Origin of the sequence: Archangium gephyra, from assembly GCF_042230915.1 — a bacterium.
Taxonomy (GTDB): domain Bacteria; phylum Myxococcota; class Myxococcia; order Myxococcales; family Myxococcaceae; genus Archangium; species Archangium gephyra_B.
Genome location: NZ_CP102578.1, coordinates 5,333,760 through 5,357,191, shown reverse-complemented (window position 1 = coordinate 5,357,191; position 23,432 = coordinate 5,333,760). Strand labels below are relative to the sequence as shown.

General features: G+C 69.3%; 21 protein-coding genes. 4 read left to right on the top strand and 17 right to left on the bottom strand.

Annotated elements, in window-relative coordinates:
- Positions 1–4: 4 nt before the first annotated feature.
- A complete protein-coding gene (gene recG / locus NR798_RS21075; RefSeq protein WP_375773276.1) occupies positions 5–2,797 on the bottom strand; it encodes an ATP-dependent DNA helicase RecG in 2,793 nt (930 codons plus the stop codon).
- A 112-nt stretch (positions 2,798–2,909) separates the two neighbouring features.
- Positions 2,910–3,422 (bottom strand): transcription elongation factor GreA, encoded by a 513-nt coding sequence (gene greA, locus NR798_RS21070; RefSeq protein ID WP_375773275.1) that lies wholly within the window; start codon positions 3,420–3,422, stop codon positions 2,910–2,912.
- 196 nt (positions 3,423–3,618) lie between these two features.
- Here greA and NR798_RS21065 point away from each other — a divergent pair, with 196 nt between their 5' ends.
- Entirely contained in the window at positions 3,619–4,152 is a 534-nt protein-coding gene (locus tag NR798_RS21065; protein ID WP_375773274.1) for an FHA domain-containing protein, read from the top strand.
- Positions 4,153–4,165: 13 nt separating this feature from the next.
- Here NR798_RS21065 and NR798_RS21060 read toward each other — a convergent pair whose 3' ends face one another.
- The 4 genes from NR798_RS21060 to NR798_RS21045 form a co-directional block, all read right to left on the bottom strand.
- Positions 4,166–4,678 carry a hypothetical protein gene (locus NR798_RS21060; protein ID WP_375773273.1) on the bottom strand — a complete coding sequence of 171 codons (513 nt, stop codon included), beginning with the start codon at positions 4,676–4,678 and terminating at the stop codon, positions 4,166–4,168.
- A 141-nt stretch (positions 4,679–4,819) separates the two neighbouring features.
- Positions 4,820–6,229, bottom strand: coding sequence for a family 2B encapsulin nanocompartment shell protein (locus NR798_RS21055; protein WP_375773272.1), 1,410 nt, complete (start codon positions 6,227–6,229; stop codon positions 4,820–4,822).
- Positions 6,230–6,279: 50 nt separating this feature from the next.
- The gene (locus NR798_RS21050) at positions 6,280–7,686 is read right to left on the bottom strand and encodes a family 2B encapsulin nanocompartment shell protein (RefSeq protein WP_375773271.1); all 1,407 of its coding nucleotides are present in this window, start codon (positions 7,684–7,686) and stop codon (positions 6,280–6,282) included.
- A gap of 51 nt (positions 7,687–7,737) precedes the next feature.
- Positions 7,738–10,002: a family 2 encapsulin nanocompartment cargo protein terpene cyclase gene (locus NR798_RS21045; protein ID WP_375773270.1), complete on the bottom strand. Its 2,265-nt coding sequence runs from the start codon at positions 10,000–10,002 to the stop codon at positions 7,738–7,740.
- A 200-nt stretch (positions 10,003–10,202) separates the two neighbouring features.
- Between NR798_RS21045 and NR798_RS21040 the strand changes: the two genes are divergently transcribed.
- On the top strand, positions 10,203–10,382 hold the full coding sequence (locus NR798_RS21040; RefSeq protein ID WP_375773269.1) for a hypothetical protein: 180 nt from the start codon (positions 10,203–10,205) through the stop codon (positions 10,380–10,382).
- A gap of 8 nt (positions 10,383–10,390) precedes the next feature.
- Here NR798_RS21040 and ureG read toward each other — a convergent pair whose 3' ends face one another.
- The 5 genes from ureG to NR798_RS21015 all read right to left on the bottom strand — a co-directional run bounded on the left by ureG (position 10,391) and on the right by NR798_RS21015 (position 15,188).
- Positions 10,391–11,128, bottom strand: coding sequence for an urease accessory protein UreG (gene ureG, locus NR798_RS21035; RefSeq protein ID WP_375773268.1), 738 nt, complete (start codon positions 11,126–11,128; stop codon positions 10,391–10,393).
- A gap of 8 nt (positions 11,129–11,136) precedes the next feature.
- Complete coding sequence (locus NR798_RS21030) at positions 11,137–11,799, bottom strand: urease accessory protein UreF (RefSeq protein ID WP_375773267.1); 663 nt, start codon at positions 11,797–11,799, stop codon at positions 11,137–11,139.
- 9 nt (positions 11,800–11,808) lie between these two features.
- Positions 11,809–13,524, bottom strand: coding sequence for an urease subunit alpha (gene ureC, locus NR798_RS21025; RefSeq protein WP_375773266.1), 1,716 nt, complete (start codon positions 13,522–13,524; stop codon positions 11,809–11,811).
- Positions 13,521–14,285 (bottom strand): urease subunit gamma, encoded by a 765-nt coding sequence (ureA, locus tag NR798_RS21020; RefSeq protein WP_375773265.1) that lies wholly within the window; start codon positions 14,283–14,285, stop codon positions 13,521–13,523. Before ureA ends, ureC begins: the two co-directional genes overlap by 4 nt.
- A 93-nt stretch (positions 14,286–14,378) precedes the next feature.
- The gene (locus NR798_RS21015) at positions 14,379–15,188 is read right to left on the bottom strand and encodes an urease accessory protein UreD (RefSeq protein WP_375773264.1); all 810 of its coding nucleotides are present in this window, start codon (positions 15,186–15,188) and stop codon (positions 14,379–14,381) included.
- A gap of 214 nt (positions 15,189–15,402) precedes the next feature.
- On the opposite strand from NR798_RS21015, the gene NR798_RS21010 reads away from it, so the two are divergent.
- Complete coding sequence (locus tag NR798_RS21010; protein ID WP_375773263.1) at positions 15,403–16,020, top strand: CAP domain-containing protein; 618 nt, start codon at positions 15,403–15,405, stop codon at positions 16,018–16,020.
- Positions 16,021–16,027: 7 nt separating this feature from the next.
- Here the strand turns inward: NR798_RS21010 and NR798_RS21005 are convergent, their stop codons facing one another.
- From NR798_RS21005 to NR798_RS20985, 5 genes are read right to left on the bottom strand one after another with little or no spacing between them, the layout of a single operon-like run.
- On the bottom strand, positions 16,028–16,543 hold the full coding sequence (locus NR798_RS21005; protein ID WP_375773262.1) for an ureidoglycolate lyase: 516 nt from the start codon (positions 16,541–16,543) through the stop codon (positions 16,028–16,030).
- Positions 16,540–16,872, bottom strand: a complete 333-nt coding sequence (gene uraH, locus NR798_RS21000) for a hydroxyisourate hydrolase (RefSeq protein ID WP_375773261.1) — start codon at positions 16,870–16,872, stop codon at positions 16,540–16,542. Before uraH ends, NR798_RS21005 begins: the two co-directional genes overlap by 4 nt.
- An 11-nt stretch (positions 16,873–16,883) precedes the next feature.
- A complete protein-coding gene (gene alc, locus NR798_RS20995; RefSeq protein ID WP_375773260.1) occupies positions 16,884–18,446 on the bottom strand; it encodes an allantoicase in 1,563 nt (520 codons plus the stop codon).
- A 3-nt stretch (positions 18,447–18,449) separates the two neighbouring features.
- Positions 18,450–19,808, bottom strand: a complete 1,359-nt coding sequence (gene allB / locus NR798_RS20990) for an allantoinase AllB (protein WP_375773259.1) — start codon at positions 19,806–19,808, stop codon at positions 18,450–18,452.
- A gap of 25 nt (positions 19,809–19,833) precedes the next feature.
- Positions 19,834–21,408: a urate hydroxylase PuuD gene (locus NR798_RS20985; RefSeq protein WP_375773258.1), complete on the bottom strand. Its 1,575-nt coding sequence runs from the start codon at positions 21,406–21,408 to the stop codon at positions 19,834–19,836.
- Between the two features lie 112 nt (positions 21,409–21,520).
- Between NR798_RS20985 and NR798_RS20980 the strand changes: the two genes are divergently transcribed.
- Positions 21,521–22,459 carry a bestrophin family protein gene (locus tag NR798_RS20980; RefSeq protein ID WP_375773257.1) on the top strand — a complete coding sequence of 313 codons (939 nt, stop codon included), beginning with the start codon at positions 21,521–21,523 and terminating at the stop codon, positions 22,457–22,459.
- Between the two features lie 16 nt (positions 22,460–22,475).
- Here NR798_RS20980 and NR798_RS20975 read toward each other — a convergent pair whose 3' ends face one another.
- Entirely contained in the window at positions 22,476–23,408 is a 933-nt protein-coding gene (locus NR798_RS20975) for a hypothetical protein (RefSeq protein ID WP_375773256.1), read from the bottom strand.
- Positions 23,409–23,432 lie beyond the last annotated feature (24 nt).

Below are 23,432 nucleotides of genomic sequence, written 5' to 3'. Positions count from 1 at the left end.
TTCTTCAGCCCACTCGGGCGAGGGACAGCCGCCCCTCCCAGCGTTCCTCGAGCGCCTTCACCAGCGCCTGGTGCTCGGGGGCGGCGAGCTTCGGATCATTCCCGAGGATGCGCCGCGCCTCCTGCTGCGCCAGCGAGAGCAGATCTCCATCGCGCGCGAGGTTGGCCACCGCCAGCTCGGGCAGGCCGCTCTGCCGCGTGCCGAGGAACTCGCCCGGGCCGCGGATCTCCAGGTCCTTCTGCGCGATGACGAAGCCGTCACTGCTGTGCTCCATCACGCCCAGGCGCTCCGAGGAGTCCATGGAAGAGCGCGCCAGGTTGGCCACCAGGTAGCAGTAGCTCACCGCCGCGCCGCGCCCCACCCGGCCGCGCAGCTGGTGCAGCTGCGACAGGCCGAAGCGCTCCGCGGACTCGATGACCATCACCGAGGCGTTGGGCACGTCCACGCCCACCTCCACCACGGTGGTGCACACGAGCACCTGGATGGTGCCGGCCCGGAAGGCGTCCATGACGAGGTCCTTCTCCTCGGGCTTCATCCGCCCGTGGAGCAACCCCACCTCCACGCCGGGGAACACCTGGCGCAGCTTGTCCGCCCCGCGCGTGGCGTCCTCCAGGTCCAGCTTCTCCGACTCCTCCACCAGCGGATACACCACGTAGGCCTGGTGGCCCTTCTGCACCTCGGACGCCACCGCCTCGTACACCCGCGCCCGCTGTTTGTCGTTGAAGACGCGCGTCTTCACCGGCGTGCGCCCCGGCGGCAGCTCGTCGATGACGGACACGTCCAGGTCCCCGTACAGCGTCATCGCCAGCGTGCGCGGAATGGGCGTGGCCGTCATCACCAGCACGTCCGGCGACACGCCCTTGCTCATCAGCGTGTGCCGCTGCAGCACGCCGAAGCGGTGCTGCTCGTCGATGACGACGAAGCCCAGCTTCTGGAAGCCCACGTCCTGCTGGATGAGCGCGTGCGTGCCCACCGCCAGGTGGATCTCCCCCCGCGCCACCGCCTCGCGCACCTCGCGCTTGCGCTTCGCCGTCCCCGCCGCGCTCAGCAACCCCACCTTGTAGCCTAGGGGCTCCAGCAGCTTGCGGAACGTGCGCTCGTGCTGCTCGGCCAGGATCTCCGTGGGCGCCATCACCGCCACCTGGTAGCCGTCCTGCAACGCCACCAGCGCCGCCACCACCGCCACCGCCGTCTTCCCCGAGCCCACGTCGCCCTGCACCAGCCGGTTCATCGGCTCGGGCCCGCCCATGTCCTGGGAGATCTCCTCGATGACCTTCTTCTGTGCCCCCGTGAGCTGGAAGGGCAGCGCCCCGCGCGCCTTCTCCAGGCGCGGCGCCGACACGTCGAAGGTGATGCCCTTCTCCGTCTTCACCCCCTGCCGCTTCAGGCCCATGCCCAGTTGCAGGAAGAAGAGCTCGTCGAACGCCAGCCGCCGGTGCGCCGGGCTCAGGTGCCGGTCCAGCATCTCCGGATCCGCGTCCCCCGCCGGGAAGTGGATGGCCCGCAGCGCCTCGGGCAGCGTCATCAGCTCCAGCTTGCGGCGCAGGCTCGCCGGCAGCGGCTCCTCCACGTGCTCCGAGTAGGACTCGCTCACCACCGAGGCCAGCTCCCGGAACATGCGCTGATCCCCCCGCTCGAACCCCGGGTACACCGGGACGATGCGGTTGAAGTGCACCGAGGACACCTCGATGTCTTCCGCCGGCTCGATCTCCGGGTGCGCCATCTCGCGCCCCGACAGCGACGCACGCACCTCGCCGGACAGCACCAGCCGCTTGCCCACCGGGAAGCGCGCCTTGAGCCACGGGCCCGCGTTGAAGTACGTCGCCGCGATGCTCCCCGAGCGGTCCGCCACCACCGCCCGGAAGTAGCGCTTACCCGTCCGGCTCGGCACGAAGTCCGCCATCTTCACCACGCCCACCGTCACCCCGCGCTCCCCCGGCATCAGCTCGGCGATCGTCTGCAGCTTGCGCCGATCCTCGTAGCAGCGCGGCAGCAGGAAGAGGATGTCCCCCACCCGCTTCAGCCCCTTCTTGTTCAGCGCCGCCAGGAGCCTCGGGCCCAGCTTCTTGCCCATCGTCTTCAGCGGAATCGCCAGCGGCCCCGAGCGCGGCGCGATCGACAGCAGCTTCGCCTCCGCCCGCGACTCCTCCTGCCCCTTCGCCGCCTTCTTCTTCTTGCGCTTCGCGGCGGGTTTTTCCTCGGGGGCGGCGGATTTCGCCTCGGGCGGCGGCGGGGCCGGACGGCGCGCCAATGGCGGCAGGGAACTCTCCACCACCGCCCGCGCATCCGCGGTCCGCGTTCCCGGGGGCGGCGGAGCCGGGGTTCTCGATTTCCACTCGGGGACGAGCTCGGGACGGCCCTCACCCCGGGGGGCTTTGCCCCCCCTTTGAACGACGGGGGGCTCCTCTCCCAGAGGGAGAGGGGCTCGGTTCAACCTGGGGCGCGTGGCACCCTCACCCCGTCCCTCTCCCGGAGGGCGAGGGGAGCTGGGCACGGTGGGGGACTCGAGGGGCGCTTCACGGGCGACCTGGGCCAGCTCCTCGGGCAACGGCACCCCACTCAGCTTCAGCCCCACGACCACCCTCCTCAGCGCCGCCTTGCGTCGCTCCGGCGCCGGATGGTCCACGTGCGGCAACGCCGCCCTCATCTGCTTCAGCGCTTCCCCGTCCACCCCCGTCGCCCCCGCGAGCGCGCGCTCCAAGACACTCCGCAGGTCCTTCACCGTCGACAGATGGGCGAAGTCACTCCGGCAGGCGTACCGCAACGGTCCAACGAGGCTGGTCAGCGGATGGTTCACAGGCAGGATCCGAGCGTTTCATCCTAAGACGCGGCCTTCTCTCCGCCCACCAGAACGACACGGGGGAACGAGCTCTCGCCCGCTCCCCCGCCCGCCTGGCCTCGAGCTGCGTTCAGCCCTCCGCCGGCGCGTCTTCCTGCGGGTCCTCGAACCGGACCTCCTGGACCTCGAACTCCCGCGTGCCGCCCGGGCTCTGCACGGTGGCGACATCGCCCACCTTCTTGCCAATCAGCGCCCGCGCCACCGGCGACGTCACGGCGATCCACCGCTTCTTCAGGTCCGCCTCCAGCTCACCCACCAGCCGGTACGTGACCGTCTTGTCCGACTCCACGTCCAGCAGATCCACCGTGGCCCCGAACACGACCTTGTCCCCGCCCAGCTTCGCCGGGTCGATCACCTCGGCCCGGGCGATCCAGTCGTTCAGGTCCAGGATGCGCCCCTCGATGTGGGACTGCTTCTCCTTGGCCGCGTGGTACTCGGCGTTCTCCCGCAGGTCCCCGTGCGCGCGCGCCACTTCGATCTCCCGGGAGATCTTCCCGCGCTCGACGGTCTGAAGGTGCTTCAGCTCCGCCTTCAGCTTCCGCAGACCCGACGGGGTCATCGGAATGTTCCCGCTCCCACTCATCGACACGACTCCTTCCCACGGCAACAGGTGAACGCTGAGGCCCCCGCCACCGCCTCTCAACGATGGCGGCGGCCGGGCCGAAAGGGAAACTGTAACGGGCGTTTGACTGGCCGGTCAACGAAACCCGTCCTCCGCACCAGCGACGGCGCTTCTTCCGCACGCCCGCCCCGCCGGACTTCTGGCATGCTGCCGCGCCGTGCTGTCCATCCAGGAACTGCGCGCGCTCGGCGCGTCACTGTCCATCGGGGCCTTCCGCCGTCAGCTCGGCCCCTTCGTCCTCATTCAACGCGCTCCCGGTCTTCCCTCGACGGATGCGATCGATCCCACACGCGTGGCCTCCGCCGGCGCCATCGAGCAGGGCATGCTCTCGCTCCTCTTCGAGTTCGAGAACCTGCTCATCACCACCCTGCCCCCGCTCGCCCGCGTGGAGGAGCTCAGCGTGGGACGGCTTCCGGACTGCGACCTGGTGATCGACGACGCCTCGGTGTCCAAGCGTCACGCCGTGCTGCGCTGGAGCGAGCCCCAGGGCCGCTGCTCCGTGCGCGACACCGGCTCCACCAACGGCACCTTCCTCAACGGCAGCACGCTCGGCACCCGCGAGGGCACGCTCAAGGACGGGGACATCCTCAGCTTCGGCAATGTCCAGTTCTGGTACCTGCTGACGGACACGCTGCACACCCGGCTGCACGGCGGTTCGGCCTCCGCCAAGGGCCCCCACCGCGGCGGTTAGGCAGGGGCCGCGCTCAGGGCAGCCGGCCCGCCGCGGGGTTCTTGCGGGCCGCGGAGAAGGCGCCGCGCAGCGCGTCCACCACGCCCCCCACCTCGCCGGCGTACTGCACCGCGTGGATGGAGTAGAGATCCTGCACGTCCTCCAGGCGGCGGAACACCTCCTTGAGGCTCGTGCGATCCCGGGACTCGAGCGCACAGCGCGCCTCGGCGTCGCGCATGCGCTGCAGCCAGCCGGTGCGGAAGGCCAGCCACTGCCGGTCCACCTCGCGCGCCGGGGAGATGCGCACCAGCTTCTCGCGCTCGGACTCCAGCTCCGACCACAGCCCGTCCGCCGCGTCGAGGCACTCCCGGTAGGTCAGCGCCTGCTCCTCCGGGGGCTTCCTCGCCGGGGTCATCGCCGTCACCGAGCGCGTCACGCTGATGATGATCGCCAGGCAGAAGGCGGACACCACGGCGATGTAGAGGCCGTAGGCGGCGGCTCGGAAGGGACGGTAACGGGGATCTTTCCGGGGATCTTGCTCGGACACGGGCCCCCGTCTTACGACCGCGCGCCCCCCATGGCAACGCCCGGGTGAGCGGTTTCCGCCCCGGGTGTCCTCAGGGCAGCGCCGGGCCCACCGGGGTGTTGACCCCGGTGAGCCGCGTCAATCCATGGCTGCCGCGAGCCGTCAGCGCCCGAGCTCGACGTTCTCGAGGACACCGAGCGCGTCGGGCACGAGCAGGGCCGCGGAGAAGTAGGTGCTGACGAGGTAGGAGGTAATGGCCTTCTCGTTGATGTCCATGCGGCGGACGGAGAGGCCGGGCTCGACCTCGTCCTGGAGACCGGTCCGATGGAGGCCGATGACGCCCTGGTCCTCCTGCCCGACGCGCAGCACGAGGATGGAGCTGGTGCGGGCCGGGGTGATGGGAATCTTGTCGCAGGGCAGGATGGGGACACCGCGCCAGGCGAGCACCTTTCTGCCCTCCACCTCGACGACGGTCGGGTAGAGCCCGCGGCGGGTGCACTCCTGACCGAACGCGGCGATGACGCGGGGGTGAGCCAGGAAGAACCGCGACTTCCTCCGCCGGCTGAGCAGCTCGTCCATGTCATCGGGGGTCGGCGGCCCGCTGCGCGCATGGATGCGCTGCTTGAGGTCGGCGTTGTGCAGGAGCCCGAAGTCCCGGTTGTTGATCAGCTCGTATTCCTGCCGCTCCTTCAGCGCCTCGATGGTCAGCCGGAGCTGTTGCTCCACCTGGTTCATCGGATCGTTGAACAGGTCGGAGACGCGGGTGTGAACGTTGAGCCGGGTCTGGGCCACGCTCAGCTCGTACTCGCGGGGCGTGAGCTCGTAGTCGACGAAGGTGCCCTCCAGCACCGGCTCGCCGGAGTGGCCGGCGGCGAGCTGGATGGCGGCCTGCCCCATCTTGTCCTGGGGCTTCTTCAACCGCGCCTTGAACTTCTCGACGTGGGCGTGCAGCTGCGAGGACTGTTTGATCAGGTCCTCGAACACCTTCTGCGGCAGCGCCAGCACCGTACACGGGGTCGTGGCCTTGACCGTGAACGCCCAGTGATCGTTGGACTCGACCACCGCCTGATCCCCGAAGTGGTCGCCGTCGGCCAGCACGTCGAGGATGATCGGATCTCCATACTTGCCCGCGCCCAGCTTGTTGGCCTTGCCATGGGCGAGCAGGAACACATGTTCGGCGGGCTGGCCCGCCTCGACGATGAGCTCGCCGGCCTTGAACTCCCGCTGGACGAAGCGGCTGGCCAGGGTGTCGATCAACGCGCCGTCGCCCTCGAAGCCACGCAGCAGCGGCAGCTTGTAGAGCTCCTGGGGGATGATCTGCACCCGGGCGCCGATGTTGCTGAAGTTGAGGCGATCGTCACCCACGGCGTAGCTCAGGCGGCGGTTGACGCGGTACACGCCACCCGACACCTGAACCCAGGGCAGCATGCGCAGCAGCCACCGGGGAGAGATTCCCTCCATCTGCGGCAGCGACTTGGTCGTCGTCGCCAACTGCCGGGCCGCGGCCGTGGCCAGGCTCAGCTGCCGCGTCTCGACCTCACTGCCACGGTCCGTCTTCACTTCATTCACCATGATCAAGGTATCCCTCTCCTTTTCCCGGGCTGTGCGCGGACTGCTCGCGCCTAGGCGCGGCCGATCTCCACGCTCTCCAGGATGCCGAGCGCGTCAGGGACGAGCACCGCCGCGGAGAAGTAGGTGGTGACGAGGTAGGACATGATGGCCTTCTCGTTGATGCCCATGAACCGGGCATTGAGGCCGGGCTCGAGCTCATCCGGGAGGGCCGTGGGATGCAGGCCGACGACGCCCTGGTTCTTCTCACCCGCGCGCATCAGGAGGATGGAGCTGGTGCGGGAGTCGGTCACGGGGATCTTGTTGCAGGGAACGATGGGGATGCCGCGCCAGGCGGGAACCATGTTGCCGTTCATCTCGACGCTGGTGGGGTAGATGCCGCGGCGGTTGCACTCCTGGCCGAACGCGGCGATGGCGCGGGGGTGGGCCAGGAAGAAGGACGGATCCTTCCACACGGTGGCCAGCAGCTCGTCCATGTCATCCGGGGTCGGAGGACCGTTGCGGGTGTGGATGCGCTGCTTGAGATCGGCGTTGTGCAGGAGCCCGAAGTCACGGTTGTTGATCAGCTCGTGCTCCTTGCGCTCCTTCAGCGCCTCGACGGTCAGACGCAGCTGCTGCTCGGTCTGGTTCATCGGCTCGTTGAAGAGGTCGGCGACGCGGGTGTGGATCTGGAGCACCGTCTGGGCCACGCTCAGCTCGTACTCACGCGGCGAGGTCTCGTAATCCACGAAGGTGCCCGGCAGCACGGGCTCGCCCGTGTGGCCCGCGGCCAGCTCGATGGCGGCCTGGCCCGCCGTGTCCTGCTTGCGCTTCAGGAGGATCTTGAAGTTCTCGACGTGCTTCTGCAGCGACGGGGACAGGGCGACCACGGCCTCGAACGCGGACTGCTGCAGCACCAGCACCGTGCACGGGGTGACGGCCTTGACCGTGAACTGCCAGTAGTGCTGCGACTCCAGCAGCACCTGGTAGCTGTAGTGATCGCCATCCGCCAGCACCTCGAGCACGGTCTGATCGCCGTACTTGCCCGTGCCAATCTTGTTCACCTTGCCGCGGGCGATCAGGCAGATGGAATCCGCCTCCTTGCCCATCTCGGTGAGCACCTCACCGGCCTTGAGCTCCTTCTGCTCGAAGCGGTTCGCCAGGGCGCTCAGCACCTCGACATCGTCGAAGCCGCGCAGCAGCGGCAGCTCGCACAGCTCCTGCGGAATGACCTGCACCTTCGCGCCGGTGTTGGTGAAGGACACCCGGCCATCGCCCACGGCATAGCTCAGACGGCGGTTGACGCGGTACACGCCGCCGGAGACCTGCAGGAAGGGCAGCAGCTTCAGCAGCCAGCGGGAGGAGATCCCCTGCATCTGCGGAACGGACTTGGTCGTCGTCGCCAGCTGGCGCGCCGCGGCCGTCCCGAGGCTCAACTGCTGCTTCTCCGCATCATCAATCTTCAACACGATATTCGACATGACTTACCATTTCCTTCTAGGAAGAAGACCACTCGTCTCGTTGATAGCGATTCAGGGCCGGGGGCTCGCGAACAGCGACGCGATGCGCGCGGCCGAGGTGCCCAGCCCCGTGGGGCCCTTCAACAGCCGCCCGGGTGTCTGGGTATTGCGCAGCTCGAATTCCTTGTAACGGTCCACCGTGACATGCCACCGGAGCACGCCGCACATCCACTGCTGGAGCTTCTCGACGTACCTGCGCAGCTTCTCCCGGGCCCCCGAGTCCAGCTTGAAATCGTCCGCGAGGGCGGGCAGCTCGGTGGCGACGATGTGCTCGAACTGCTGCATCCGGGCGGTCATCAGGTTGTTGACGACCTCGACGGCCTGCGGCGCCTCGAGGTCGAGGAAGCGCTGGACAACCAGCACACCGTTGTTGAGCTCGCCCTCGAACTCAATCTCTTTCTGATAGGAGAAGATGTCGTTGGTCAGGCAGGCGTAGTCGGCGGCCGAGTTCTCGAGCGCACGCATCGGCCGGGTATGGAAGATCGCGGGAGGGATCTCATCACCCTGGGACAGCCGGGACAGGCTCATGGTGAGATCCGAGCCGAACGTCTTCCGGCGCATCTCCACATAGTCGACCGGGTCGGGGATCCGGTTCTGCATCTGGTTGGCGAGCTCCCACAACCAGCTCTCGGTCATGTCCATGATGGCGCGGCGGAACTGACGCCGGGCGTTCGCGGACAGGGGACCCGCGGTGCGAGCCCACAGGTCGGCCAGGCCACGCTCCACCGGGTTGGTGGGGACGGCGGCGGCCGTGCCGATGTCGTCGGGCATGAACGCCGTCAGCCGGGCGTTGAACACCTTCGCGCCCGCCATGTCACGGGTGTACCCGTAGAACGCGGGGAAGTAGTCGTCGGCGTAGGTTCCCCAGACGAGCCAGCCGGCGGTCAGGTCGAGCTCGGGGCCCGTCGCCGCCGGGTGGATCAACGCACCGCACAGGGCCACGTCGGCGACATCGAACTTGTGATCATCCCAGATGAAGACGCCCGGCAGGCCCGGCAGGGCGTCCAGCATCCCCATCCGGCGCGCCCATGCCTTGGAATTCCGCCGCGCGGCCTCCAGGTGGGGGCTCAACTGCGTGGAGTACGGCATGTAGAACTTCGGCAGCTTCACCGGGCCCACGGCCGTGCAGGGGACGTGGGAGAAGCTCTTGAACCGTCCCAGGCCCAGGGCACCGGGCGACCAGGGGATGCGCAAGGCCGAGGTCCCCAGGCCCGTGGGCAGCGGCAAGGTCACCTCCGCCCCGGAGCCGCCGGAGCGCTTGTTCATGTAGCGGCTCGACCGCATGTGCCACTCGTGGCCGCCCGACTGCCAGTCCTGAAGCCCCCGGATGTAGGTGAGGACGTTCGCCTGCTCGACCGGATTGAGGCCGAACTCCGCGAAGAGCAAGGGCAGCTCGGTCAGGACGGTGTTCTCGAACTGATGGAGCCGGGACGTCAGGATGTCGTTGGTCAGGTTGGCGGCGCGCTGCGTATCGACACCCAGGAAGCGCTCGATCACCAGGACGCCGTTGGAGAGCTCACCCTCCTCCAGGATCTCCCGCTCGTAGGAGAAGAGATCGTTGCGCAGGTGCACCGCGTCGGAGAACGTGTCCTTGAGGACCCGCATGGGCCGGGAGGCGGCGATCCGGTCCGGGACCTCCGCGAAGACGGCGTGCTCCACGAGGTCCGCCGACCAGGGGGCCCCGCCCACCTTGCGGCGCATCTCGATGTACTCGATCGGGTTGGAGACCCGGCGCTCGCTGATGTTGGACAGCTCCCACGTCGACTCCTCGAGCAGGTGCTTGGTGCTCTCGAAGAACCGGCGCCGCCACTCCACGGACTTGGAGGGCACCGTGCGGGCCCACAAGTCAGCCAGGCCCCGCTCCACCGGATTGGTGGGCTGCGGTGGCGTGACGGAGAGGTCCACCGGCATGAACGCGGGCAACCTGTCGAGATACTTCTTCGCACCCGCCCGATCCTGGGGGCGCTTGTAGATCTCCAGGAAGTGATCGTCGAAGTAGAAGACCCAGACGTACCAGTCGGTCACCAGGTCCAGCTCGGGGCCCGGAGCTTCGGGATGCGTGTACGCACAGAGCAGGGCGTAATCCATCGCATCGAACTTCGCCTCGTCCCAGATCTCGGGGCTGCTCCCGTCCTTCGGCTTGCCGATGATTCCCAGCTCACGGGCCCACGCCTTGGAGTGCGTCCGGGCTCCCTCGAGGTTGGGATTCAGGCGCGCCGGCCAGGGGACATAGAAGTCTGGCAGTTCAAAGGGTTGTTTTGCTTTCGCCTTGGCCATGCGGTGTGCCCAAGGCAACCCATGTGCCAACGTCCCCCGCGGCCCGCACGACTCCTAAACAGGCACAATCAGGCGGTTCGGGACCCGAGGCGGCCGCGCACGGGAAAGTGCGTGACATGTCAACGGAGCCCGCTGACATGTCAGGGAGGCCCGCTGACACGTCAGCGGCTCCAGGTGAGCGGAGGTACACTCCCCCCACCATGGCGACTCGAGCGAAAGCAGCGAAGAAGCAGGTGAAGGCGCCCACCCGGGCGAAGAAGGCTGCGGCGAAGAAGAGCCCGGCACGGATCCTCCTGCCCAGCGGGGTCACGGGCGAGGAGGACAAGAAGAAGGCCGCACCGAGGAAGAGCCCGGCGCGGCCTCGCAAGTCCGACAAGTAATCCGGACGTCAGGTGCGGAGCGTGGCGCCCGTGGCCTTGCGCCAGGCCCCGAGCAGGTGGTCGATGACCTCCTGAAGCCCCACCCCCTTGGTCACCTGGGTGAAGACGAAGGGCCCGTCCCCTCGCATCTTCCGGGCGTCGCGCTCCATCACCGACAGGTCCGCCCCCACGTGCGGGGCCAGGTCCGTCTTGTTGATGATGAGCAGATCGGACTGGGTGATGCCCGGCCCGCCCTTGCGCGGCACCTTGTCCCCGCCCGCCACGTCGATGACGTAGACGGTGTAGTCCGCCAGCTCCCGGCTGTACTGCGCCGCCAGGTTGTCTCCCCCGCTCTCGACGATGAGCAGCTCCGGCTTGAGCGCCTCCATCAGCTCCTCGAGCGCCAGCAGGTTGTGGCTGATGTCCTCGCGGATGGCCGCATGCGGGCAGCCTCCCGTCTCCACCGCCTTGATGCGCTCGGGCGAGAGCGCCTGGTTGCGCACCAGGAACTCCGCGTCCTCCTGCGTGAAGATGTCGTTGGTCACCACGCCCAGCCGGTAGCGCTCCCTCAGCGCCCGGCACAGCGCCAGCACCAGCGCCGTCTTCCCGCTGCCCACCGGGCCTCCGATGCCGATGGTGAAGGCCCGCGCGGAGAAGTCGCGCCGCTCGGGCTGCTCGCGCTCGTGGAAGTGGCCCGGGTGGTCCCAGTCCTCGTGCGTGTGGTCATGGTCGTCGTCATGGCCGTGGCCACGGTGGTCGTCGTGCATGGTTCACCTCAGGAAAGGAACAGCCGTGAGTAGAGCCGGTCGTGTGTGGCGCCGAGCAGGTCCATCAAGGGCGAGGTCTGTGCCAGCGACTCCACGCCCAGCCCGGCACAGGTCTCCAGCACCGTGTCCAACAGGGGCGCGCACCGGTTCTGGAGCTGGTGGGACTCGTGGGTGCCGGCGATCCCCATCCGCACCGCCGCGGACAGCGCCCCGCGCAGGGTGAGGGACAGCAGGAGCCGCTGCGCGTCGGGCAGCCCGATGTCCAGGACGTGCAGCACCGCGCCGAAGAGGGGCGCGTGGTGGTAGCGCACGCCGGCTTCCCGGGCCGCCAGCCGCAACGGTCCCACCTCCGCGGGGAAGATGCGCGCGCACGTGTCCAGGAAGGCCCGCCCCTGCGTGCGGCTCGCCCGGTTGGCCACGTGGTTGGTGAGGAAGGCGTCCGTGCGGGCGTCCAGCGCCTCCAGCGAGGAGGGCTCGCGCCAGGCCGCGCCCAGCAGCGGCAGCGCCCCATGCCCCGTCTGCCACAGCAGCTCGCGCACGAAGCGCTCCAGGCCCTCGCGCCCGCGCACCTCGCCCTGTTGCACCGCCGCCTCCAGGCCGCCCGAGTGCGCGAAGCCCCCCGTGGGGAAGCCCGAGTCGGCCAGCTGCAGCAACCTCCACGTGGAGCCCATGGCCGTCCCTCAGAAGAGCGAGTAGCGCTGCGCCAGCGGCAACCGGACGGCGGGCTCGCACGTCAGCAGCTCGCCATCCGCGCGCACCTCGTACGTCTCCGGATCCACCGTGAGCACCGGCAGCGCGTCGTTGAGCCGCATGTCGCGCTTGCCGAGCCCCCGGCACCGCCGCACCCCGGAGATCTGCTTGGACAGGCCCAACTCCCGCACCATCCCATCCGCCAGCGCGCGTCCCGAGACGAAGGCGATGCTGGTGGCCCCCAGCGCCCGCCCCCGCGCGCCGAACATCGGCCGCATGTAGAAGGGCTGCGGCGTGGGAATGGAGGCCCCCGGGTCTCCCATCTGCGACCAGGCGATGAATCCGCCCTTCACCACCAACTCCGGACGGATGCCGAAGAAGGCCGGCCGCCACAGCACCAGGTCCGCCAGCATTCCTACCTGCACCGCACCTACCTCGTGGGACAGCCCGTGGGCGATGGCGGGGTTGATGGTGTACTTGGACACGTAGCGGCGGATGCGCAGGTTGTCGTTCTCCCCGCTCTCCTCGCGCAGGCGCCCGCGCTGCTCGCGCATCTTGTGCGCCGTCTGCCACGTGCGGGTGATGACCTCCCCCACCCGCCCCATCGCCTGGCTGTCCGAGGACATCATGCTGATGGCCCCCAGGTCGTGCAGGATGTCCTCCGCGGCGATGGTGCTTCCCCGGATGCGGCTCTCGGCGAAGGCCACGTCCTCGGGAATCTCCCGGTCCAGGTGGTGACACACCATGAGCATGTCCAGGTGCTCGTCCAGCGTGTTCACCGTGTACGGGCGCGTGGGGTTCGTCGAGCTGGGCAGCACGTTGGGCTGGCCGCACACCCGGATGATGTCCGGCGCATGCCCGCCGCCCGCGCCCTCGGAGTGGTACGTGTGGATGGTGCGGCCCTTGAACGCGGCGATCGAGTCATCCACGAAGCCGGACTCGTTCAGCGTGTCCGTGTGGATGGTGATCTGCACGTCCTCGCCCTCGGCCACCGACAGGCAGGTGTCGATGGTGGCGGGCGTGGTGCCCCAGTCCTCGTGCAGCTTCAGGCCGATGGCGCCCGCGGCGATCTGATCCAGCAGGCCCTCGGGGCGCGAGGTGTTGCCCTTGCCGGTGAGGCCGATGTTGAGCGGAATGTTGTCCGTGGCCTGCAACATGCGCCGGATGTTCCACGCGCCGGGCGTGCAGGTGGTGGCGTTGGTGCCCGTGGCGGGCCCCGTGCCGCCGCCTACCCAGGTGGTGATGCCGCTGGCGATCGCCTCGTCCGCCTGCTGCGGGCAGATGAAGTGGATGTGCGAGTCGATGCCGCCCGCGGTGACGATGAGCCCCTCGCCCGCGATGGCCTCGGTGGTGACGCCCACCACCATGCCCGGCGTCACCCCCGCCATCACGTCCGGGTTGCCCGCCTTGCCGATGCCGGTGATGCGACCCGCCTTGATGCCGATGTCCGCCTTGTAGATGCCCGTCCAGTCGACGATGAGCGCGTTGGTGATGACGCAGTCCAGCGCCTCCGCGTCCCCCACCCCGGACTTCTGGCCCATGCCGTCGCGCAGCACCTTGCCGCCGCCGAACTTGCACTCGTCGCCGTAGACGGTGAGGTCCTTCTCCACCTGCGCCACCAGCCCCGTGTCCCCCAGCCGCACCCGGTCCCCGGTGGTGGGGCCGAACATGTCCGCGTAGTGACGGCGATCCATCTTCCGGCTCATGCGCCCTCCTCGTGTCCGAAGCCCCGCGCGGCCACCTCGGCCAGGGCGCGTTCCTGGTTCTCCGGCGTCACCGGCCCAGAGCCCAGCGCGTTGCCGCCCCACACCACCCTCGCCCCGGCGATGGCCACCAGCGACACCGTCTTCTTCTCCCCGGGCTCGAAGCGCACCGCCGTCCCCGCGGGGATGTCCAGCCGCCTCCCGTACGCCTTCGCCCGATCGAACACGAGCGCCCGGTTCGTCTCGAAGAACGGATAGTGGCTGCCCACCTGCACGGGCCGATCTCCCCGGTTGGTGATCTCCAGCGTGATGGTGTCGCGGCCCTCGTTGAGCACCAGCTCGCCCGGCTGCACGAGCACCTCTCCCGGCCGCACCTCCTCCTGGGGCGCACGCTGGAAACGCTCCAGCGGCGGCACGGGAAGGAAGCTGCCATAGAGCGCCAGCGACAGGTCTCCGTGCTCGGCCTCGATGGGGTGGTGCACCGTCACCAGCTTCGAGCCGTCCGGGAAGGTGCCCTCCACCTGCACCTCCGCAATCATCTCGGGCACGCCCTCCATCACCTGCGCGCGCCCCAGCATCTTCCGTCCGAGGTCCATCAGCTCGGCCACGCTGCGGCCGTCGCGGATGAGCTCCAAGAGCTGGGTGGCGATGAGCGCCATGGACTCGGGGTAGTTGAGCCGCAGGCCCCGCGCCAGGCGCTTCTGGGCCAGGAAGCCCGCGCCGTGCAGCAGCAGCTTGTCGATCTCACGCGGTGACAGGTGCATGCGCCCCTCCGGGTGGGCCGCCCCGCACCAGGGCAGGACGGCCAGAGGCCACCCTAGCGCCGCGCATCATGCACGGCCAGCACGGATTGGGGCTCATCCCCGGCGTGTCCAGGGGTCATCACCGAGCAGCGAGGGCAGGAAGGACAGCCACTCGCGGGTGGTGCGCAGCAGCGACTCGGCGGAGGAGGCCGCCACGCGGAGCACCAGTCCGTCGGGCCCGAGCGGGCTGGCGGAGCAGACGAGCCCGGAGCGAGGCTTCACCGGCAGGGCTCCCACGTGCGCGGCGAGCGCCTCTCGGGCGGAGTCCAGGGCGGGCCCCACGAGGAGCACGGTCCCCAGCGCGTCGAAGCGGCCGAGGCGTTCGGGCAGCGCCCCATGGGCCGGGTCGAGCAGCCAGCGCTCGTCGATGAGGGCCCTGCCCTCGCGGTGGACCCGGAGCGAGGACGCGTAGTGCGTGAAGGCCCAGCGCTCGCCGTTGGCGCTGCGGCCGGCGGTGAGGAGCTCCATCAGGACGAGCGAGGCCCCGGGGGCGAGCTGGATGTCCTGGCTCTGCGTGTACCGGGCCCCGGTGAAGCACATGGTGGGGTCCGGCACCCATGCGAGCAACGCGCCCGGCGCCACGCGTGCGGACAGCTCGCTCCGGCAGCCACGCGGCGAGCGGTAGACGCGGGTGGAACCCTGGCTCGACAGCAGCGCGGAGGCACCGTCGGCGACGTCCAGCTCCAGGGAGAGGTGATCCCCATCCACCAGCCCGCCTCCGAGCGAGCTGGTGTAGACCCAGGCGGCGTGCCCGTGATTGCGCGGCGTCAGCAGCCGCAAGGGGCTGTGCGCGAGCGCGGTGCGCACCACGGTCCGGTTCCCCACGCGCTCGAAGGCGAGCCTCGCCCTCCCCGCTCGATGCATGTGCTCGCTGGCAATCATGGGGGCACGAGACTGCCGCACTCGCCCCGTGATCTCCAATCCTTATCTCAATCCGTGAGAATGGACATACCTGGATTCATGATGAAACATGGAATACAGGGCCGCCTCCTCGGGCGGCCTGGGCGCGCAGCGGGGGCTGTCGCTGGACAACACATCGAAAAGAAAGAACGGTGGCGTGATGCGAATGAACCGTGGAGTGTCTGTTCTGTTGGGTGCGGTGCTGCTGGCGGGCTGTGGGGGCGAGGAGCGTCCCGCGGAGTGTCCCGAGCAGTGTGCCGAGACGGCGTCCGAGGGCGTGGTCGGCGAGAGCGTGCAGAGGGAGGCCCCCGCGGAGGACGGCGTGGTCACGGCCCTGGCCTACTGCGATGACGTGACCACCTGGAGCACGGGCTGGACCGACTTCGAGAACCAGGTGCTGACGCTGGTGAACCAGAAGCGCGCGGCGGGAGCCACGTGCGGCGGCGTGTACAGGCCTCCGGTGCCCGCGCTCACCCTGGACACGCGGCTGCGCTGCGCCGCGCGCAAGCACTCCAAGGACATGGCGGTGAACAACTTCTTCAGCCACACGGGCTCCAACGGCTCCACGCCGTTCCAGCGCATGACGTCGGCGGGCTACGTCTGGCGTGCCGCGGCGGAGAACATCGGCGCCGGGTACAGCACGCCGGCCGTGGCGGTGAATGGTTGGATGAACAGCACGGGGCACTGCGACAACATCATGAGCGCCAGCTACAAGCACCTGGGCGTGGGGTACTACTACCGGGCCTCCGGCAGCACCTACGCGCACTACTGGACGCAGGACTTCGGCGCCCAGTAGGCCTCACTCAGGCCTCGACGAGGACCCGCAGCGGCTCCGGGAACTGCCGCACCACGCAGTCTCCCGGGCCGCCGTCCTCCCAGGCGAGCATCGCGAACTCCGCCGGAGCGTCCAGCGCGATGATGGGGTGGTGCCACACGCCGCGGTGGTAGTTCACCCCCTGCCCGGGGCCGCACACGAACGCGGCGAGCCGCTCCACGTCCGGGCCACCCGAGGCCTCCGTGGGCGCGACGCACACCAGGAACCGCGCGCAGACCATGGGCAGGAAGGCCTGGCTCGAGTGCGGGTGGTGCTCCAGCAGCTTCACCGTGAAGGGCAGCGGTTGCGGCACCGAGCGGAACACCGCGAGGTTCGGCTTCGCCCCTCCGCGATCGCTCTCCAGCTTCGCCGACCAGTCGAACCGCACCGCCGTGCCCTGGTTCGCCGACGAGCCGCTCTTCAGCCCCGCGGAGACGACGTCTCCATACGGGGCGAAGGCGTCTGGCGTCAGCGGCTTCGCGCGGATGACCCGGGGCGTGCTCATGAGCCCCGGTACGTCGAGAAACCAAAGGGGTTGAGCAGCAGCGGCACGTGGTAGTGCTCCGACGGCGCGTGGACCCGGAAGTCTACCGACACCGAGGGGTAGAAGCTCTCGGTCTCGAGTTGCGCGAAGTACGGCGCGACCTCGAACGAGAGCCGGTACACGCCCGCCGCGGGAATCGTCTCCAGCAGCGGCTTCACGCGTCCGTCCGCGTTCGTCACCCCGCGCGCGAGCTCCTTCCAGCCCCCGTCCTGCTGTGCATGCAGCGTCACCGTGACGCCCTCGGCGGGGCGGCCACGGGAGGTATCCAGGATGTGCGTGCTGATGCCCATGTGCCTCTCCTTCAGCGTCCCGCCATCTGCTCGCGCAGCCACTTCTCCAGCCGCACGCGGGTGATCTTCGCCTGCTCCGCGGCGGCCGTCTCCACCTCATCCGTCTTGCCGCGCTGCACCCGCTGCTCGAGCAGCTCCAGCATCTCCGGCGCGCTCTTGCCCGTGGCGAAGACGATGAAGGTGAACCCGAACTTCTCGTAGTACTCGTCGTTCAGCTTCGCGAGCCGCTCCAGCGTCCCGGTGTCCGCCTGCGCCACCGAGCGCTGCTCTCCCCTGCTCCACTCCGCGGACTTCTCGCTCTGGGGCGCGGCCTTCTTCGTCTGGCCGATGCGCGGGTGCGCCGCGAAGGCCTCCAGGAAGTCCTTCACCCCCAGCGACCACCACACCGCGTCCGCCGCCGCGAACAGGGCACGCACGCTCTCGAACTGCCGCCGCGCGATCATCCCGTCCACCCACGCCGAGGAGCCGCAGCACGCCTGGAACACCGTCCGCGCCTCCTTCTCGTCGAGCGCGTTCAGCCGCTTCAGCACCGTGGCCTCGGCCTCGGTGTCGAGCGCGTACCCGAAGAGCCGCAGCCGGTTCACGCCGCCATGCGGGAAGATGTGCACGCGCACGTGCGTGACGGGCATGGGGTGGATGGGCTCGAGCTGGTGACGCCGGTGCTGGACGAGCGACGTCTTGTCCACCAGCACGCGCCAGCCGCTCGGCGAGGCGGAGGCGAGCAGCGACTGCAGGACGTCCGCGTCCATGCCCGTCGCGTCCACGGCCTCGATGAGCGCCGCCTGCGGCGCGTTGCCCTTGAAGAAGTGCGTGTCCAGCTCGATGCGCTCGAGGATGCCGCGCCGCGCGAGCTTCACCACCGCCCAGTCGCTGCCGGGCGTGCGCCGCCGCTTCGTCTCCCAGCCATCGCCCATGTTCACGCCGCGCCCGGGCAGCAGCATGTTCGCCGGCGGGCCGAAGAACTCGTCGCTCTTGGCCGCGATGGTCCCACCGTTCTCCACCGCCCCCAGGTCCACGCTGCCCGGGCGCCAGAAGGTGCGATCCTCGGCCAGCACGTCACCGTAGATGCGCAGGCGCGACACGCCTCCATCCGGGTAGATGCGCAGCCGCACGTGCGTCACGCGCGCGCTCGCCTTCTCCACCGTGAAGACGTTCGGGAAGTCCGGCTTCACCGCGCTCTGCTCGATGATCGGAAACCACTTCTCGTCCGCGAGCAGCTGCGCCGGGGTCGCGGTGAACGGCGCCTCCAGTCCCTCGAGCATGATCTGCTGGGGCGCGTTGCCCTTGAAGTGCGTGGTATCGACGAGCGCCCCGCGCACCCGGCCCGGCGCGCCCAGGCGGATGATGGCGAAGTCGTGGCCGGGCTCGCGCTTGCGCTGCGACTCCCAGCCGTCCATCCACTTGCCCTTGTCGGTGTACGCGCCCTCGCGCCACTCGGGAGGGCCCGGCTTGAGCAGGTTCTCCTTTTCGGCGAAGTAGTCGTCCGTCGCGTAGAGCACGAACGTGCCGAGCAGGTCGGACGAGAGATCCACGAGTCCCTTGAGCTCCGCCGGGACGGGTTGATGCGTTGCCACGGGTTACCTCCGAACCGCCAGGAAGCGGCCAACGGTGGCCGGGGGCTGGTTGGACGCAGCGTCATACGCCATCCGGCCTCCGACGAGGGTTTTCTTCACCTGCCCGAAGAGCCGCCGGCCCGCGTAGGGCGTCACGTGGTGACGGTGGCGGATGGCCTCGGGCTGCACCACGAAGGAGGCCGCGTCGTCCCAGAGCACGAGGTCCGCGTCGTACCCGGGGGCCAGCCGCCCCTTCCGGTCCGAGACGCCCGCGAGCCGCGCCGGGCCCTCGACGTTCCAGCGGAACATCTGCTCCACGGAGAAGCCCCGCTCCTTCGCCAGCGTCCAGAGCACCGACAGCCCGAGCTGCAGCGAGCTGATGCCGCCCCACGCCTGCATGAAGTCTCCGGCCTCCGGCTTCTTCAGCGCGGGCGTGCACGGCGAGTGGTCCGAGACCACCATGCCGATCGTCCCGTCCTCCAGCCCGCGCCAGAGCAGCTCGCGGTTCTCCGCCTCGCGGATGGGCGGTGCGCACTTGAAGCTCGTCGCCCCCGCCGCGATCTCCTCCGCCGTGAAGGCCAGGTAGTGCAGGCACGTCTCGGCGGTGATCTGCACGCCCTCCTGCTGCGCGGCGCGGAGCATCGGCAGCGCGGACGCGCTCGACAGGTGCACGATGTGCGCGCGCGCCCGGTGCTTGCGGCACAGGTCGATGATCATCGCGATCGCCTCGTCCTCCGCCGAGCGCGGCCGGGAGCCGAGATAGGTGCGGTAGTCGCGCGGATCCTTCCCGGCGAGCGCCCGCTCCGCGGCATCGAGCGGACCCGGCGCCTCCGCGTGGACGAGCAGGGTCAGCCCGAGGTCCCGGAGCCGGGGCAGCGCCACGTCGAGATCCGCGCGCGAGACATGCGGGAACTCGTCCACGCCGGACGGGCAGGTGAAGCACTTGCAGCCGGGCACGCCGAACTTCGCGAGCCCCTCGAGCGCGTCCACGTTCCCCGGAATCACCCCGCCCCAGAAGGCCACGTCGACGTGCAGCTTGCCCTCGAGCGCCGCGAGCTTCGCCTCGGCGGCCTCGCGCGTGGTGGTCGCGGGAATGCAGTTGAGCGGCATGTCCACCACGGTGGTGATGCCACCGGCCGCGGCGGCCGCCGTCGCCGTCTCGAAGCCCTCCCACTCGGTGCGTCCCGGCTCGTTGATGTGGACGTGGCTGTCCACCACGCCCGGCGTGACGAGCAGGTCGCCCGCCTCGAGCACGTTCGCCCCTGGAGGCACGGTGTCACCCGCCTCCACCTTGGAGATCCGCCCGTCCTGGATGTGGATCGCCGCGGGGCGGATCCCCTGCGGCGTGAGCACGCGACGGCCGCGCACGATGAACGGCTGCATGTGTTTCCCCTCCGGAGTCCCTACCTCAAGCGCCAAAGGCGCGAATGAGCTTCACCAGGCCATCGAGCGTCTTGGCGTCGTCCGCGAGCGCCGGGTTCGGCGGCATCACCGCGCTCTTGCCCACCGACGCACCGCCCTCGACGATGACCTTCTTGAGGGCCTCGTCGGTGACGCTCTGCTGCCAGGCCTTGTCATTGAAATTGCGCGGCTTCGGATTCAACGCCGCCGAGAGCGCGCCGTCACCGCCCCCCTTGGGACCGTGGCAGGTGCCGCACACCGAGGCGAAGTAGTTGAGCGACGACTCCGGAATGTCCGCCAGCGAGGTCCCCGCGGTGGTGGTGGCGGCGGCGGCCGGAGCGGGAGCGGCCACGGGCGGCGCGGTGAAGTCGGGCATCTTCGCGCCCTCGGGCACCTCGCCGCCCTGGGCGAACCACGCCCCCACCAGCGCGCGCTCGTCCTCCGTCATGCCCGTGAGGTTGCCGAGCGGCATCGTCTTGGTGGCCACCGCGCGCACGAAGACGCGGCTGGCATGGGAGCGGATGCCATCCGGCGTGTCGAGCACCACGCCCTGCGGCGGCGCGGCGAACATCGGGCTGGAGGGACGTGCCGCGTGGCAGGTGGTGCAGCGGGTCTGCATCACGGAGGCCACCTGCTCGAACTGGACCGGTGGCTTGCCCGCGAACTGCTCGAGCGCGGGATCCGGCGGCGGCCGCGTCAGGACGATCACCCCGATCAGCGCCAGGCCCGTGCCCGCCCAGGCCAGCGGCGGCGTCTGGGCGCGGAAGTTCATCACGTACTTCAGCCCCGCTCCCACGACGAACAGCAACCCCAGCACCAGCCACGGCCGCGAGCCCCCGTAGGTGCTCGGGAAGTGGTTGGAGAGCATCGTGAACAGCACGGGCAGCGTCAGGTAGTGGTTCTGGATGGACCGGCCCTTGGCGCGCAGGCCCAGCGTCGTGTCCACCGGCTTGCCCTCGCGGGTCATCGCGAGCATGTAGCGCTGCGCGGGGATGATCCGGAAGAACACGTTGGCCGCCATGATCGTGCCCAGCGTGGCGCCCACCTGGAGGAACGCGCCCCGGGCACTGAAGACGCGGGTGAACAGGTACGCCAGCCCGGTGATCAGCACGAGCCCCACCGCCGCGAACGCCCGGTTGTTCTTCGCCAGCGGCGTCTTCCAGAGCAGCTCATACAACCCGTACGCGAGCGGCAGCACTCCCAGGCTGATCGCCGTCGCCTGCCAGTCCGTGAGCGGGTAGACGCTCGGGTCGATGAGCAGCGACGCGCCGTTGAGGTGGTAGACGATGATGAGCAGCAGGAAGCCGCTGATCCACGTCGTGTAGCTCTCCCACTTGAACCAGTGGAGCGTGTCCGGCATCTCGCCCTTGGCGAGCGACTTGCGCTTCACCACTTCGTAGAAGCCGCCACTGTGGGTCATCCACAGCTCGCCCACCACGGCGCCCTCGCGGGGGCGGCTCGGCGCGGTGAGGTGGCTGTCGAGCCACATGAAGAGGAACGAGTCTCCTATCCACATGATCGCCGCGATCACGTGGACCCAGCGAACCAGGAGGTTCAGCCATTCATGGATGAAGGCGGACATGATGGGCGCGACTCTACCGCTTTTTCGAAGGCAACAGATCCCGATAGAAATCCGGCGGGGGCTGGGCGAAGAATCCGCGCCAGGGGCGACGGGCCGTGAGCCGTCGAAGGACATGATCCACTACGACCCGCATCACTGGTGGCGGCACCTCCTCAAACTCCGTGGCGGCATCCTCAAGGAGATCGTCGGACGGCTCGGCGTGTTCACCGCCTGGGCCGCGGCCGTGGTCTGGTTCCACCAGCATGTCTTCAAGGTGGACGTCCCCGCCACCGGGCACACGCTGGCCGGTACCGTGCTCAGCTTGTTGCTCGTGTTCCGCACCAACTCCTCCTACGACCGGTTCTGGGAGGGGCGGAAGCTCTGGGGGGGCGTCGTCAACGAGACGCGGAACCTCGTGCGCGTGGCGGCGCTGAACATCCCCTCGCTCGAGCTAGTGCGCCGCCTGACGGCGTGGACGGCGGTGTACCCGTACGCGCTGACCCGGGTCCTCCGGAGCGGTGGCGACGACCTCGGGCCCGCCGCGGCCGTGCTCCCCCGCGCGGAGATCAACCAGGTCCTCAACGCGCGCAACGCCGGCATCGCGGTGGCGATGCGCATCTCCGCCATCCTCGTCGAGGCCCGCCGCGGCGGGCTCATCTCCGACATCGTCCAGATGGAGATCGACCGCAACGTCCAGCTGCTCATCGACTACCAGGGCGGGTGTGAGCGCATCGTCCGGACGCCGATGCCGTTCGCGTACATGCTCCACCTGCGCCGGACGCTCTTCCTCTTCATCCTCGGCCTGCCCTTCGCCCTCGTGGAGCCCTTCGGCTGGGCCGCCGTACCCGTCATCCTGCTCATCGCCCACACGTTCCTGGGCATCGAGGAGATTGGCGTGGAGATCGAGGACCCCTTCGGCACCGAGGAGAACGATCTGCCGCTCGAGGACATCGCCGGGGGCATCGCGCGGATCCTCGATGACCTGGTGCCGTGGACCAACCAGGTCATCGAGAGCCCCGCGCTGAGCTACCCGGGGATTGCGGCACCGAAGGAGCCTCCCCCGGTGGCGTGAGCCGCGGAGCGCGGGCTCAGCGGCGCGCGCGGCGGCGCATCAACCCCAGCGCGCCCAGCAGGGCCAGGCTCCACGCCGAGAAGGCCGGGCCACTGACGGCCGAGCAGCTGATGCCCTCCATCTCCGCCTTGGCCTTCCCGTCGAGGCTCCACTGCACGGTGCTGGACTCCTCGCAGTCCGTGGCGCCGTCGTACTCGATGACGGCGGTGTGGCCGCCCGACTTGACGGTGGTGGTGCCGGAGGACGCCTCGGAGTCGCACACCGAGCCATCCACCACCTCGGCCTTCGTCTCCACCTCGACCACGCCCCGCGACTCGTAGCCGATGCGGCCCGAGCCGTTCCAGGTCTGCTTGCCCTCGCCGAAGCTGGAGTCCGCGCCGTCGATGGTCCCCTTGTACTCCCAGGCGCCGGAGGAGTTGGTGGTGTCACAGGAGTCCTCGTTCTGCTGCCCGGAGGACTCCAGGCGGAGGTCGAACGCGAACTCCTTCTTCGCCTTGGTGCCGGTCACCGAGCTGGTGCCATGGAAGACGACCTTGTTCTGGCCGGTCGTCCCCTCGCAGGTGAAGGGCTTCTGGTAGCCGAAGCCGTCATAGGTGTAGCGGAAGTTCCCGGTGTCCTCGCCCTCGCTCACCAGCTCCAGCGAGCCGAGCCACTCCACACCGTTCTTGTCGGTGCAGCCTCCGGTGACGCGCGTGGTGTTGCCGTCCTTCTGCTGGACCGGGCAGTTGGCATCCTGTCCGCTCGACCCCCCCACCACGGCCACGAGCGTGGCCGCCAGGTTCGCGACGGCGTAGACGTTGGGCGCACTGGACCTCTCCGCCCACTCCTTCACGTCGGTCTCGGACGTGAGGGAGGCCTGCTTGTACTTGTTGAGCGCCTCGGCCGCCGGGCCGCCACACCCCACCCACACCCCGGACATCGCCACTACCGCCAGCCAACGTGAACGCATGCAGTCCTCCCCCCTGGAGCTCAT